We start from the raw sequence: 13,562 nt of genomic DNA on the forward strand, positions 1-13,562 counted from the left end.
TAAATTGAAGTTAATTTTTATGGTAGCCTTCTTTAGGTCAGGAAAAAAAACATAAAAAAAGCCTTACATTTCTGTAAAGCTTTTTTCCAGTAGCGAGATCGAGATTTGAACTCGAGACCTCCGGGTTATGAATCCGACGCTCTAACCAACTGAGCTACCTCGCCATTTTGTCTTCGGCACCCTAACCTCCCGCTGATTGTTGGGATGAGCTACATTGCCTTTATGTACGCGCCTATTTTTGTTAGGCGGGTGCAAATATAAAAACAAATTTATCCGAATCAAACCAAACACGAAAAATATTTTTATTTAAAAAAAATTGAACAAGTTAATTAGAAATAATTATATTGTCACTTTATAAAAAAGATCAACGTATGGAAGAGAAAGTTAAATATGAATTAGAGTTCCCTATACACTCCTCACCTCAACTGCTATACCAATATATTTCTACACCCTCCGGGCTATCAGAGTGGTTTGCCGATAATGTAAACTCGCGCGGAGAGCTTTTTACATTTATTTGGGACGGAACCGAAGAACAAGCCAAGCTGGTAAGAAAAAAAAGCGGCGAACTGGTTAAGTTTAAATGGGTAGAAAGCGATGAAGATACGTTCTTCGAAATTAAAATCGTAGTAGACGAAATTACCAAAGATGTATCTTTAATGATTACCGATTTTACGGAGGAAGATGAAGTTGACGAGGCAAAAATGCTTTGGGAAAACCAAATATCCGACTTAAAACAAGTATTGGGGTCTGCTTAGGAATCCTTGATCATAAAAAGTATATTTGTGCCTTGAAATTTTCAAGGCACTTTTTTATGATAAATTATAACGGGCAGCTACTGGAAAACAATGCCAATTTCTTGAACGGAGCGAATAGGGGGTTACGCTACGGAGATGCCCTTTTTGAGACAATACGGGTTGTAAACAACAAAATTTTCTTTTGGGAGCCCCATTACCTGCGTTTAATGGCCTCCATGCGAATACTGCGCATGGACATCCCGATGGACTTTACGATGGAGTTCCTGCAACAGCAAATTGAAAATACAATTGAAAACAATGAGTTGCAAGACCAAGCTGTAAGGGTCCGCTTTACGGTTTTTAGGGAAAATGGCGGCCTGTATACTCCTGCAACCAATAATGTGTTGTATATTATTGAAGCAAAAAAAATAGAAAACCCTTTTTATGTTTTGAACACGCAACCTTATGAGGTTGAATTATTTAAAGATCATTACGTTAACTCAGGTTTGTTGTCCACTTTAAAGTCCAACAATAAAATTGTAAATGTTTTGGCAGGGATTTTTGCAGAAGAAAATGGCTACGACAATTGCTTGTTGGTCAACGAACATAAAAATGTAATTGAAGCGACAAACGGAAACTTGTTTTTGGTGAAAGGGCATACCGTAAAAACGCCACCAATTACCGAAGGTTGCCTAAATGGGGTTTTAAGGAAACAATTAATCGATATCATTGAAAAAACCGAAGGCCTGGAAATAGCAGAGGCAGTAATATCTCCATTTGAGCTTCAAAAAGCTGATGAGTTATTTTTAACAAATGTTATTTCGGGAATTACGTCAATAACCAAATACCGTAAAAAATTATATACAAATGAAGTGGCAAAGCAACTTTTAGGAAGATTGAACGCTAAGGCGCGGTTAATTTAACACGGGGTTTTCTGGGGCATTCGACCAAAGAAGGTAATCGCCGCCCAGTTCCAACATTTTTTCTTTCCAGAAATACATTGGTGCTTTTTTTATAATATTGCTTTTGTATTTGTTTTCTGAAACAACCCATGAATTACTGGAAAGCTCCTTTTCGAGCTGCATAATGTCCCAACCCGAATAGCCAAGGAAAAACTTAATGTCAGAGTCTTTAATGTCGCCTTGGTTGATAAGGTCGATAATCGTTTCAAAATCACCGCCCCAATATATGCCATTGGAAATTTCGATGCTATTGGATATAAGTTCCGGGATTTTATGTATAAAATAAAGATTGTCCTGTTCTACAGGGCCACCGTTGTATACTTTTAACGATTTGTTGATTTCGGGCACCAATTCGTTAAGCCTAAACTCTAATGGCTTGTTTAGAATGAAACCTATAGACCCTTCATCGTTGTGCTCAGCGAGCAGTACTACTGACCTGTTGAAAGCTACATCGCCAATTATAGAGGGCTCGGCAATAAGCAAATGGCCTTTCTTTGGAGTTAAAGCAACCATAAGCAATCGGATTTTCTTTTAAATCTATAAAAAAAAGGTTAATCAACAAATATTTATGCTGCATTTTTTCGTAATAAAGCCAAAAAAAGCGTCTATTTAGACGCTTTTTATTCTCTATATTGAGCTATTTTTTATTAATTTACAGCACCTGCTAATTCTGCACCCGCTTTAAATTTAACTACATTTTTAGCAGCAATTTTGATAGTTTTTCCTGTTTGAGGATTTCTACCTTCCCTAGCAGATCTTTTAGATACTGACCATGATCCAAATCCTACTAAAGATACTCTTCCACCTTTTTTAAGAGTGCCTTCTACGCTTCCTAAAAAAGACTCTAATGCTTTCTTTGCTGCTGCTTTTGTAATTCCTGCGTCAGCAGCCATTGCATCGATTAATTCTGTTTTGTTCATAATTTAAAGATTTAAATGAATATACGGTTAAACATTTATTTAATTGCACCACAAATTTATACGGATTTACTTCTCACGCAAGTAATATCAATGGAAATACGGATTTTTGTTGATAACTTGGTCATATTGTTAATAAAGTGGAGCTTTTTTGTTCGGTTTCTTCAATCTCAATAATAATGCGGTCTTACAGCATTTTGGAATTTTTGTCAAATTCATATCCATTCAATACATCTTTGATGTTCATTTTTCGTTTTCCGGGTAACTGTATCTCTTTCAGTAAGATAAATCCGTCATTTGTAGCAACATGTACTTCGTTCTTGTTCGCAAATACGCTACCGGCTTTTTCGTTGTGCTGTTTTATTTCTTTACCAGCTTTGTATATTTTCACATTAACGGCATTTTCCCCGACATTTTTAAGGTAGGTCCAAGCAGTAGGGTATGGGCTTAGGCCTCTTATTAAGTTGTAAATTTCTTCGGTCGGGCTGTTCCAGTCTATTTTTGTATTGTCTTTGTCTAGTTTGTACGCGGTTTTAAATTCGGCAGTTTGGGGCTGTATCCTTGTGTTTACAGTGCCATTTTGTATTTGTTGGAGTGTCTTTACAACAAGTCCGGCTCCCATCTCCATGAGTTTGTCATGTAAAATACCGGCGCTTTCATTGGAGGCAATGGTTGTTTCTTCCTGAAGGACAATAGCACCCGTGTCTATTTTTTCATCTATAAAAAAAGTAGTGACTCCCGTTTTCTTTTCGCCATTGATAATAGCCCAGTTTATAGGTGCTGCGCCCCGGTAATCGGGCAACAAAGAGGCATGGAGGTTAAAGGTGCCGTATTTAGGCATGGCCCATACGGCTTTTGGGAGCATCCTAAAGGCCACTACAACTTGTACATTGGCATCCAGTTGCTTTAGTTCTTCTAAAAAAGCGGGATCTTTTAAGTTGGTGGGCTGTAATATATTTAGGTTTTGAGAGAGGGCATATTGCTTTACGGCCGATTGCTGTAACTTTCGTCCCCTTCCTGCCGGCCTGTCCGGTGCCGTTATAACGCCAACTACCTTATAATTGTTATTTATAATTTGTTTTAGGGTGGCTACTGCAAAATCGGGGGTTCCCATAAAAACAATTCGTAACTCTTTGCTCATCGTGTCTTTTCGTAATAGTTCCAGATGTCAAAGATACTTAGAATTCGTATAAAATATGGTGTTGATGTAATGACTAGTTGAAAGAAAAAGCTGCTTGAGATTTATTTTACGCAATATTGGTTGTTGGCATTTATTGTAATTATTTCTTCAAAAAGAAGCGCTTTTAAAGCTTCTAGAATGTATGCTTCTTTAAACGTTATTTCTTCAACCAGCTCTTTGGAGTTTAGGGGCTTTTTTTGCAGGCACTTTAGAACTTCTTCCTGGGCTATGGCCAAAATATCTTTAGAAATATGTTCTTCTTTTTGTGTACAAACCGAACAAATTCCGCAGGGATCATTTGCATTTTCATCAAAATACCGCAACAATTGTATGCTTTTGCAAATAGTATTGTTATTGATATACGCAAGCACGCTTTCTACTTGTTGTGTTTTTAGTTTGTTTTGTTGTTCAATGTCTTTGGCAACCATATTAATGGTATTGTCGTCTTCCCTAGGGACTAAAAAGGTAATGCTGGCATCGGTGTCCGTGGCATCATAGGTTATAATGCCGTCTTTTTTTAGTTGTTCTAATGTATGGTGCACTTTTTCTTCAAAAGTATGGGCCTTTTTGGAAATCAATAAAGTATTGATATTGGTTTCCATGTCAAAAACACCGCCATAGGTCCTTAATATTGTTTGTACGATATTTTCTGCGGAAGGATTATTGTCCAAATAGTAAAACAACTGATTGTTGGTGCATATAAACTGTATGTTGCTTTTCTTTAAATGCATTTCGGTAAAACTGATGACAGAATGCCGGTCGAGCGCTCTAAGCCCGTTGTAGGTAAGCATGGTGTTGAACTGGTACGTATGGCAAAACTGGTTAAAGTTTAGCGGGAATGTTTGGTGAGTGCCTTCGCCATAGGGTATTTGGAAATAATTGTTCAGTTTTTTGTAAAGGAGTTTTAAAAATACAACACTTGGGAGCGTTTTAACAAACTGATTTTTTAGTTGAATTTCATCGCTGCTGTTTTTTAAGATAACGGCATATGCCTTTTCGCCGTTCCTTCCGGCCCTTCCGGCTTCCTGATAATAACTTTCAACCGATTCGGGAAAATTAAGGTGGACAATGGTTTCCACATCGGGTTTGTCTATTCCCATTCCAAAGGCATTGGTGGCTACCATGATTCGCGATTGGTCGTTGAGCCATGCATCGAGCTTTTTGGTTTTTTCGGCATTAGTAAGTCCGCCGTGAAAAAATGTGGCGGCCATGCCGACTTTATTTAAAATGTTGCTTGTTTCAACTGTTGCGCGCCTACTCCTAACATACACAATGGCCGGTCCCGGATGTTCTTTTAAAAGCTGTTCGAGCTTGTATATTTTATCTTCGCTCTCGCAAACTTGGTACGATATGTTTTTTCGCTGAAAAGTTTTTTTTATGGTCGAAGGGCTTTCCAGCTTTAAGTTTTCAACTATATCCTTGGCAACCCTTTTGGTGGCCGAAGCCGTTAAGGCAACCATGGGCACATTAGGAAAAAAATCTTTTAAAACAGCGCAGTTCCTGTATGCGGGCCTAAAATCGTTTCCCCATTGCGAGATACAATGAGCTTCGTCTATGGCAATAAGGTTGACATTCATGTTCTTAAGCCGTTCCTGTACTATGTCCTGTTGCAATCGCTCCGGCGATACGTATAAAAATTTGTAATTTCCGTATATACAGTTGTCGAGAAGTGCATCGAGCTCCTCAAATTTTAAGCCTCCCGTCAGGGCTATTGCTTTGATCCCTTTGCTTTTTAGCGTATTTACCTGATTTTTAATAAGGGCAACCAACGGGGAAACAACAATGCAAATTCCATCTTTTGTCATGGCCGGGACCTGATAGCAAATAGATTTGCCGCCACCCGTGGGCAAAAGGGCCAATACATCTTGATTGTTCAAAATGGTATGGACAACTTCTTCCTGCGAATCCCTAAATGAAGAAAATCCCCAAAACTCTTTTAGAACCTCCCGCGGATCCTTTTTTAAACTCATTTCCTTGTTTTAGATAAAAAATACACTTTTCTGCTTTTTCAGATAAAAATAAATAAAATCTTATTGAATATTGTTAAGTATAAAACGGGCCCTGTAGTCAACAGTTCCGGTAGGCACATCCGTTAGTTGGTAATTGTAGCGTTGGTATACGCTCTTTAAAAACTTGTAAATTCGCTGGGCCTGCGAGAAACTTTCGTAACGTTCGTTATCCGAAGTATAAATTTCTTTCCACGGAGGGAGCAAAAAAACCTGATCGTAACGGTATTCTAGGCACGCTTCTTCAAAATAATCGGGATATGGGTCCTTTGTGTAATCCATATATGCCAGCACATCGGGGATTCCGCGATCAAAAAAAATGGTTTTTTCGGTATCCGGCACCAGTTTATATTGCTCGATACGGCCTTCCAATAATTTTTTGCTGAACAAAAGCGGGTCTGTTAAAAACAACTGTTCTATCCCTTGTGCCCTTGCTTCCAGGGTAACCTGACGTGATATTTCGGACATGCAATAATGCCCTTGACTTTTTAAAAAATCGACCACCGATGTTTTTCCGGTACCCGGTCCCCCGGTAATGACTATCTTTTTGTTTGCGTTCATCTGTAGCTTCAAAACGCAAAATAACTAAAAGCCAATGGATTTAAAAAATGAATTGCCGGGAGAATAAAAGCCCCAGGCTTCCTTTTTATTCTATGCTCCTTTTATTTCCTGTCCAACCCAATAATCATATTGGTGTTTATAAAACTGAAAAAACATATCTTTGCATAAAACGAAAAAAGCATATGAAGGATAAAAAAGAGGTTGAAGAATTTTATGCACGGCTGAAAAATGAACTGGACAATACAACAGAATGGCCTTCTCAATATTTGTATAAATTCATAGTCCCCACAGATCAAGAAAAGATAAAACAGATTGAAACGATTTTTGATAATACAGGGGCCGTTATCAGCACAAAAACGTCATCAAATGGAAAATATACAAGTTTGTCTGTCGAGGTAAAAATGAAAGATTCAGACGCTGTAATTGAAAAATATAAAGAAGTAAGTACGGTAGAAGGTGTTATTTCTTTGTAAATTGCTTTGATACAACGTAAAATTTGTTATTTTGCATGCCTATACATTGAAAAAGAAACTTCATTTAATAATTTCATTATATTTTGGTTGAAAATTTAGAATACAACAGTGAGCGTCCCAAACTTATTATACCCGAGTACGGGCGCCATATTCAGAAAATGGTAGATTATGCCGTCGAGATTGAAGACAAGGAAGAGCGAAACAAAGTAGCGCAGGCTATTATCGCCGTTATGGGGAACTTAAATCCGCATTTGCGCGACGTTCCAGACTTTCAGCATAAACTATGGGATCAGCTTTTTATCATTTCCAATTTTAAATTGGATGTGGATTCCCCATTTCCAAAACCAACAAAAGAATTGTTGGAGGAGCGTCCTGAGCCGCTGGAATACCCTCAAAACCATCCCAAATACAGGTTTTACGGTAACAATATCAAACGTATGATCGATGTTTGTGTAAGTTGGGAAGACGGCGATTTAAAGGATGGCCTTAAATTTACCATTGCGAACCATATGAAAAAAAGTTACCTTAACTGGAACAAGGATACCGTTGAAGATGATGTTATTTTTGCACATTTGTACGAGCTGAGCAATGGAAATATAAACCTTGCCAAATGGGACGAAGACCTGGCAGAGAGCAAAAACTTGGTGCGTAACCGTAACAATAGTAAATCTAGAAACAATAATCCCAGAAAACATCACAACAAGGGGAGAGGTAAAAAAAGATATTAAAAAGCTTACTGGATTTTTTCATGGGAACTTTTAAAATAGAAGGTGGGGCTCAATTAAAAGGGGAGATTATCCCACAGGGAGCAAAAAATGAAGCCTTACAAATACTTTGCGCCGTATTGCTTACCAGCGAAAAGGTAACAATACACAATATTCCAAATATAATAGATGTAAATAAACTAATCGACCTGCTTGAAAATTTGGGGGTTAAAATCCAAAAAATAGGTGCTTCTTCTTATACTTTTATGGCAGACGACCTACATTTGGATTATTTACAATCAGAACAATTTAAACAGGACGGCCGTGGATTAAGAGGTTCAATAATGATTGTTGGTCCACTATTGGCCCGTTTCGGGAAAGGCTATATACCAAAGCCCGGAGGCGATAAAATTGGACGCAGGAGACTGGATACACATTTTGAAGGCTTTATTAAATTAGGAGCCACTTTTAGGTATAACCGTGAAGAATATTTTTATGGCGTCGAGGCCAAAAAGTTAAAAGGAACCTTTATGCTGCTCGATGAAGCATCTGTAACCGGTACGGCCAATATTGTAATGGCGGCTGTACTTGCCGAAGGAACCACGACCATCTATAATGCCGCATGCGAGCCATACTTGCAACAGTTGTGTTCTATGTTGAACAGGATGGGCGCAAAAATAAGCGGTGTTGGCTCTAATTTACTTACCATTGAAGGTGTAAAAGAACTGGGTGGAACAGAACACACTATTTTACCCGACATGATAGAAATTGGAAGTTGGATAGGGATGGCGGCAATGACACGGAGCGAACTGACAATTAAAAACGTTGGTTGGGACCATTTGGGGCAAATCCCAAATGTGTTTAGAAAATTGGGGATAACGGTAGAAAAACAGGATGACGATATCGTTATTCCGGAACATGCAGACGGGTACGAGGTGCAAAGCTTTATAGACGGCTCGGTGCTCACCATATCCGATGCGCCCTGGCCAGGTTTTACCCCCGACCTTTTAAGTATTATCTTAACGGTGGCCACGCAAGCACGTGGGAGTGTTTTAATACATCAAAAAATGTTTGAAAGCCGACTTTTCTTTGTGGATAAACTTATCGATATGGGCGCCAAAATAATACTTTGCGATCCGCACAGGGCAACTGTAATTGGGCATGATTTTAAATCTACGCTCAAGGCTACTACAATGACTTCTCCCGATATACGTGCAGGGGTGTCTTTGCTAATAGCGGCACTTTCGGCCAAAGGGACATCCACGGTTCATAATATCGAACAAATAGACAGGGGATATCAAAACATAGACGGAAGGCTAAAGGCCATTGGTGCCAAAATTGTGCGCATGGATTGATTTTTGGACTTTAAAAAATTATACAAAAAGCTCCTCTTCGAGGGGCTTTTTATTTTTATAATCAACAAAAAAACCATTTAGGGGTTGGATGGGGGCATAAAAAAATAAAGCTTCGGCAACTTTGCCGTTCTCTACTTTATAAAGACACAATTCTTCCATTTCCTGCCTTCCAATATCGGCAAAGGTAATGTCGCTTGCCATTTTCACAACAAAAAAATGATCGGCAACAAGGGGATCGGAAATATATTGGTGGTGTATCTCAACAATATTATCCTTACTTTTTAAATATTCCCGAATGATGTTGTTTTTCCCTTCGGTAACATCATTGAAAACCGCATTCATTTCCTTGCTAACGGCATGTTCGTCGTAAAGTTCTTGATATGCTTGTAAATATGCTCCCTTCCTACAGAGAAGTATAAGTCGGTTGGCTATTTCTTGAGTTTTCATTGCTTTTCTTTTTTGCGAAGATATATCTTCTTATAAAATAGCGGGTTAAGCCATTGTTAACCATAAATTATATTGTTTCAAAGAGAAAAAACATACATAAACAGAAGAAGCTCTAGTTTTCTCCATAAAAATATGTAATTTTACAAACCGTATATTTCCATAAAATATGAGTCAAAAAGTCTTGCTTTCCGCCAAAGAAATCAATATCATACTTCATCGATTGGCTTGTCAACTCATTGAAAATCATATAGATTTTAAAAATACCGTATTAATTGGTATTCAGCCAAGAGGTGTTTTTTTGGCTGAACGATTAAAAAAAATACTTACAGAAGATTACAATGTTGCCCATATAAAACTGGGGTATTTGGACATAACTTTTTACCGGGACGACTTTAGGAGGAGCGATAAGCCCTTGGAAGCCAACAAAACCAAAATCGATTTTTTAGTTGAAGATAAAAACGTCGTGTTTATAGACGACGTACTTTATACAGGAAGAAGTATAAGGGCCGCGCTAACCGCAATACAATCGTTTGGAAGGCCCAATGAAATCGAGCTTTTAACGTTAATCGATAGGCGTTTTAGCAGGCACCTGCCCATTCAGCCCGATTACCGGGGTAGGCAGGTAGATGCCATCAACCAAGAAAAGGTAAAGGTAATGTGGAAGGAACAAGAGGGAGAAGATAAAGTATATTTGATAAATAAATAGCCGCATACAATGAGCGAATTAAGTGTAAACCACTTACTGGGAATTAAATATTTAAATGAATCGGATATTCAGTTGATTTTTGAAACCGCCGATCATTTCAAAGAAGTTATCAACCGTCCAATAAAAAAGGTACCTTCACTCAGGGACATTACCATAGCCAATTTATTTTTTGAAAACAGCACAAGAACAAAGTTGTCTTTTGAATTGGCCGAAAAAAGATTGTCTGCCGATATAATTAACTTTTCAGCGGCACAATCATCGGTAAAAAAAGGAGAAACGCTCATAGATACAGTAAACAACATCCTTTCCATGAAAGTGGACATGGTGGTTATGCGTCACCCAAATCCCGGTGCAGGGGTTTTCTTGTCTAAAAATGTAAAAGCAAGCATTGTAAATGCTGGGGATGGAGCCCATGAACACCCTACACAGGCTCTGTTGGACTCTTATTCCATTAGAGAAAAATTGGGCGACGTAAACGGGAAAAAAATAGTTATTGTTGGCGATATTTTGCATTCAAGGGTGGCATTGTCCAACATTTTTGCCCTAAAATTACAAGGGGCAAATGTTAAGGTATGCGGGCCAAAGACTTTAATTCCTAAATTTATAACATCGCTTGGAGTAGAAGTAGAAACCAATCTTAAAAAAGCATTGGAATGGTGCGACGTTGCCAATATGCTTCGCGTACAGAACGAGCGAATGGACATAAGTTATTTTCCCTCCACACGGGAGTACACACAACAGTTTGGTGTTAATAAGGCCTTGTTGGATTCCCTGGACAAGAAAATTGTGATCATGCACCCGGGGCCCATAAACCGCGGCGTTGAAATAACAAGCGATGTAGCCGATTCTAAACAAGCTATTATACTTAATCAGGTTGAAAATGGGGTCGCTATAAGAATGGCTGTTATTTATTTATTAGCTTCTAAAATAAAACAGTAAGATTATGATAATAGACAGACAGGAAAATACTACTGTAATTACACAAGAAAATGTATCCTTGGGCAAGTTTATAGATCGGCTTGATGAATCTTACCCCAAATACAAGAACGATCATTTAATTTTGAATTTACTGTCGCTTAGTAAATTGACAGCAAACGATTTAATGGAATTTTTAGAACTTTCAAGGGATCATAGAAAAGCGGGCAAATCATTTGTAATTGTAACAGATACTGTAAATTATAATGATGTCCATGAAGAACTGGTGGTTACACCCACACTAAAGGAAGCATACGATGTGATTGAAATGGAAGACATAGAAAGGGATTTGGATTTTTAAAAAAGTATGCTAAAATACAGTGTATTGTATAAATAATGAGCGAATTAAAACTGCATATTTTAGGGTGTTACAGCGCTACGCCAAGAGCATTCACAAATCCAACGGCACAAGTATTGGAGATAAAAGGGCATCTGTTCTTGATAGATTGTGGCGAAGGAACACAAGTGCAGTTAAGGAAGCAAAAAATCAAGTTCTCCAGAATCAAGCATATTTTTATCTCGCACCTTCATGGGGACCATTTTTTTGGATTACCGGGCCTATTGTCTACTTTTAGACTATTGGGGCGGGATGCGCCCATGCACGTGTATGGGCCAAAAGGCATAAAAGAGGCCGTTGTTACCATGTTGAGGGTTGGCCATGCATGGACAAATTACCCATTAATTTTTCATGAACTTACGGCAATGGAATCAGAAATAATTTTTGAAGATGAGAAGGTAGAGGTGCATACCATCCCGCTTACGCACAGGGTGTATACAAATGGTTTCTTGTTTAAGGAAAAGGAAGGCGACAGGAAATTGGACATCAATGCTGTTTTGAATTATAATATAGATAAATGCTATTATCAAAATATAAAAAAGGGAAAAGATGTGGTTTTGGAAAATGGCGAGATAATTCCCAATAATTTGCTTACCAACGATCCGCTACCGCCAAAAAGTTATGCTTTCTGTAGTGATACTTCCTATAACGAAACCATAATCCCTATTATTGAAAATGCAAATGCCCTCTATCATGAATCCACGTTTTTGGAGCCCCATGAAAAGCTAGCTAAGCAAACAGGGCATTCAACAGCTTTGCAAGCTGCCTCGATAGCTAGCAAGGCCAAGGTAAAGAATTTAATATTAGGACACTATTCTACCAGGTACAACAACATACAGGTGTTTAAAGAAGAAGCCGAACAACTTTTTAAACATGTGGAACTCGCCGAAGACGGAAAAGCATTTACTTTTTAAAATTGGGCATATGGAAAACGAGAAAGATTTAAGCGATTACCGAAAAGTATACAATAAAAAGGAACTTTTGGAAGCCAATATCCCGAACAACCCCATGCAGTTGTTTCAAACTTGGTTTTACGAGGTGGAAAAAAGCGGTGGTATAGACGAGGCCAATGCCATGACGGTTTCTACCATTGGTTTGGATGGTTTTCCTAAAAATAGGGTAGTGTTGCTTAAAAAATTTAATGAGAACGGCTTTGTTTTTTATACCAACTACAATAGTGAAAAAGGGAAAGCAATTGCAGCAAATCCCAATGTTTGCCTCTCCTTTTTTTGGCCCAATATGGAGCGGCAGGTAATAGTTAAAGGAAAAGCTGTAAAAATAGCCGCCAACCTTTCAGATGGATATTTTGAGTCCCGACCAAGAGGAAGTCAATTAGGGGCAATTGTTTCCCATCAAAGCGAAGTATTGGCCTCTAGGGAAGCACTGGAAGCTAAATTAAAAAACCTTGAAAAAGCATATCTGGGGAAAGAAATAACCCGCCCCGATTACTGGGGGGGGTATATTGTCTCTCCACATGCCATAGAATTCTGGCAAGGAAGACCGAATAGACTTCACGATAGAATAAGATTTATCTTACAAAAAAATAATGATTGGCTAATTCAGCGGTTAAACCCCTGATAAAACATGCATTTCGTCGATTTTTTAGGCATTTCATGGATGAGACATTTTGATATTTGCTAATTTAGCAAAACCAAATCTTAAAAAGAATCTTACTATGAATGCGCCAACCAAAGTCATGGTAGCTATTTTGCTACTGGTGTCTTATTCGTCTTTCTATTCTTGTAACCCAGATGAAATCGAGACCGTAGACGAACTGAATGTTGAAAATGCGGTTACATATATTAAAATTGAAGATGAAGTCCTCAATTTAATCAACGAGTACCGAATCGATAAAAACCTTTCTCCTTTAGAAAAGCTCAACATAATATCTCAAGAAGCCAAAGTTCATACAGAGCACATGATTGCTGAAGATGAAATATGCCATCATTTTTTTGCAGATAGGGAGCACAACCTTCACTATCATGCAGATGCAGTGGCTGTTGGAGAAAACGTAGGGTATGGCTATCATACGGCTAAAGGTATTGTTGAGGCTTGGCTGGAAAGCGAGTCTCATAAAAAAAACATTGAGGGAAATTATACAGCCATGGGCATATCGGCCATCCAAAATAAAAAGGGAGATTATTTCTACACCAATATTTTTGTAAGGCGTTAGTAGTTATTAACCTGGGCTTGATTTTTCTGATT

Annotated in this window: 17 protein-coding genes and 1 tRNA gene; 11 read left to right on the forward strand and 7 right to left on the reverse strand. The window is 38.2% G+C overall.

Annotation, left to right across the window (positions count from 1 at the left end; translation table 11 throughout):
- Positions 1-90 precede the first annotated feature (90 nt).
- Positions 91-164: transfer RNA gene (locus UXI14_RS17015), tRNA-Met, on the reverse strand.
- Positions 165-371: 207 nt separating this feature from the next.
- Between UXI14_RS17015 and UXI14_RS17020 the strand changes: the two genes are divergently transcribed.
- On the forward strand, positions 372-755 hold the full coding sequence (locus UXI14_RS17020) for an START-like domain-containing protein (RefSeq protein ID WP_277900723.1): 384 nt from the start codon (positions 372-374) through the stop codon (positions 753-755).
- Between the two features lie 56 nt (positions 756-811).
- Positions 812-1,657 (forward strand): aminotransferase class IV, encoded by an 846-nt coding sequence (locus UXI14_RS17025; RefSeq protein WP_335967180.1) that lies wholly within the window; start codon positions 812-814, stop codon positions 1,655-1,657.
- Here UXI14_RS17025 and UXI14_RS17030 read toward each other — a convergent pair.
- The 5 genes from UXI14_RS17030 to UXI14_RS17050 all read right to left on the reverse strand — a co-directional run bounded on the left by UXI14_RS17030 (position 1,649) and on the right by UXI14_RS17050 (position 6,360).
- Positions 1,649-2,209 (reverse strand): YqgE/AlgH family protein, encoded by a 561-nt coding sequence (locus tag UXI14_RS17030; RefSeq protein WP_277900725.1) that lies wholly within the window; start codon positions 2,207-2,209, stop codon positions 1,649-1,651. The genes UXI14_RS17025 and UXI14_RS17030 overlap by 9 nt on opposite strands.
- A gap of 134 nt (positions 2,210-2,343) precedes the next feature.
- Positions 2,344-2,616: an HU family DNA-binding protein gene (locus UXI14_RS17035; protein WP_277900726.1), complete on the reverse strand. Its 273-nt coding sequence runs from the start codon at positions 2,614-2,616 to the stop codon at positions 2,344-2,346.
- 184 nt (positions 2,617-2,800) lie between these two features.
- A complete protein-coding gene (gene fmt, locus UXI14_RS17040; RefSeq protein ID WP_335967181.1) occupies positions 2,801-3,754 on the reverse strand; it encodes a methionyl-tRNA formyltransferase in 954 nt (317 codons plus the stop codon).
- 101 nt (positions 3,755-3,855) lie between these two features.
- On the reverse strand, positions 3,856-5,763 hold the full coding sequence (locus UXI14_RS17045) for a RecQ family ATP-dependent DNA helicase (RefSeq protein ID WP_335967182.1): 1,908 nt from the start codon (positions 5,761-5,763) through the stop codon (positions 3,856-3,858).
- Between the two features lie 60 nt (positions 5,764-5,823).
- Positions 5,824-6,360: an ATP-binding protein gene (locus UXI14_RS17050; RefSeq protein ID WP_335967184.1), complete on the reverse strand. Its 537-nt coding sequence runs from the start codon at positions 6,358-6,360 to the stop codon at positions 5,824-5,826.
- 182 nt (positions 6,361-6,542) lie between these two features.
- On the opposite strand from UXI14_RS17050, the gene UXI14_RS17055 reads away from it, so the two are divergent.
- The 3 genes from UXI14_RS17055 (at position 6,543) to murA (ending at position 8,892) form a co-directional block, all read left to right on the forward strand.
- Complete coding sequence (locus tag UXI14_RS17055; protein WP_277900730.1) at positions 6,543-6,833, forward strand: DUF493 family protein; 291 nt, start codon at positions 6,543-6,545, stop codon at positions 6,831-6,833.
- Positions 6,834-6,916: 83 nt separating this feature from the next.
- Positions 6,917-7,561 carry a DUF4290 domain-containing protein gene (locus UXI14_RS17060; RefSeq protein ID WP_335967185.1) on the forward strand — a complete coding sequence of 215 codons (645 nt, stop codon included), beginning with the start codon at positions 6,917-6,919 and terminating at the stop codon, positions 7,559-7,561.
- 20 nt (positions 7,562-7,581) lie between these two features.
- Positions 7,582-8,892 (forward strand): UDP-N-acetylglucosamine 1-carboxyvinyltransferase, encoded by a 1,311-nt coding sequence (gene murA, locus UXI14_RS17065; protein ID WP_335967186.1) that lies wholly within the window; start codon positions 7,582-7,584, stop codon positions 8,890-8,892.
- An 18-nt stretch (positions 8,893-8,910) separates the two neighbouring features.
- On the opposite strand, the gene UXI14_RS17070 is transcribed toward murA, so the two are convergent.
- A complete protein-coding gene (locus UXI14_RS17070; protein WP_277900733.1) occupies positions 8,911-9,339 on the reverse strand; it encodes a SnoaL-like domain-containing protein in 429 nt (142 codons plus the stop codon).
- 166 nt (positions 9,340-9,505) lie between these two features.
- Here UXI14_RS17070 and pyrR point away from each other — a divergent pair, with 166 nt between their 5' ends.
- The 6 genes from pyrR to UXI14_RS17100 all read left to right on the forward strand — a co-directional run bounded on the left by pyrR (position 9,506) and on the right by UXI14_RS17100 (position 13,530).
- Positions 9,506-10,045 (forward strand): bifunctional pyr operon transcriptional regulator/uracil phosphoribosyltransferase PyrR, encoded by a 540-nt coding sequence (gene pyrR, locus UXI14_RS17075; RefSeq protein ID WP_277900734.1) that lies wholly within the window; start codon positions 9,506-9,508, stop codon positions 10,043-10,045.
- Positions 10,046-10,054: 9 nt separating this feature from the next.
- Complete coding sequence (locus UXI14_RS17080) at positions 10,055-10,984, forward strand: aspartate carbamoyltransferase catalytic subunit (RefSeq protein WP_335967187.1); 930 nt, start codon at positions 10,055-10,057, stop codon at positions 10,982-10,984.
- Positions 10,985-10,988: 4 nt separating this feature from the next.
- Positions 10,989-11,321 carry a ribonuclease Z gene (locus UXI14_RS17085; protein WP_335967188.1) on the forward strand — a complete coding sequence of 111 codons (333 nt, stop codon included), beginning with the start codon at positions 10,989-10,991 and terminating at the stop codon, positions 11,319-11,321.
- A 35-nt stretch (positions 11,322-11,356) separates the two neighbouring features.
- Positions 11,357-12,271, forward strand: a complete 915-nt coding sequence (locus UXI14_RS17090; protein ID WP_277900737.1) for a ribonuclease Z — start codon at positions 11,357-11,359, stop codon at positions 12,269-12,271.
- A gap of 10 nt (positions 12,272-12,281) precedes the next feature.
- Positions 12,282-12,935, forward strand: coding sequence for a pyridoxamine 5'-phosphate oxidase (gene pdxH / locus UXI14_RS17095; protein WP_335967189.1), 654 nt, complete (start codon positions 12,282-12,284; stop codon positions 12,933-12,935).
- 97 nt (positions 12,936-13,032) lie between these two features.
- Positions 13,033-13,530: a CAP domain-containing protein gene (locus tag UXI14_RS17100; RefSeq protein ID WP_335967190.1), complete on the forward strand. Its 498-nt coding sequence runs from the start codon at positions 13,033-13,035 to the stop codon at positions 13,528-13,530.
- Positions 13,531-13,562: the final 32 nt, after the last annotated feature.

Source organism: Galbibacter sp. PAP.153 (genome assembly GCF_037029175.1).
Taxonomy (GTDB): domain Bacteria; phylum Bacteroidota; class Bacteroidia; order Flavobacteriales; family Flavobacteriaceae; genus Galbibacter; species Galbibacter pacificus.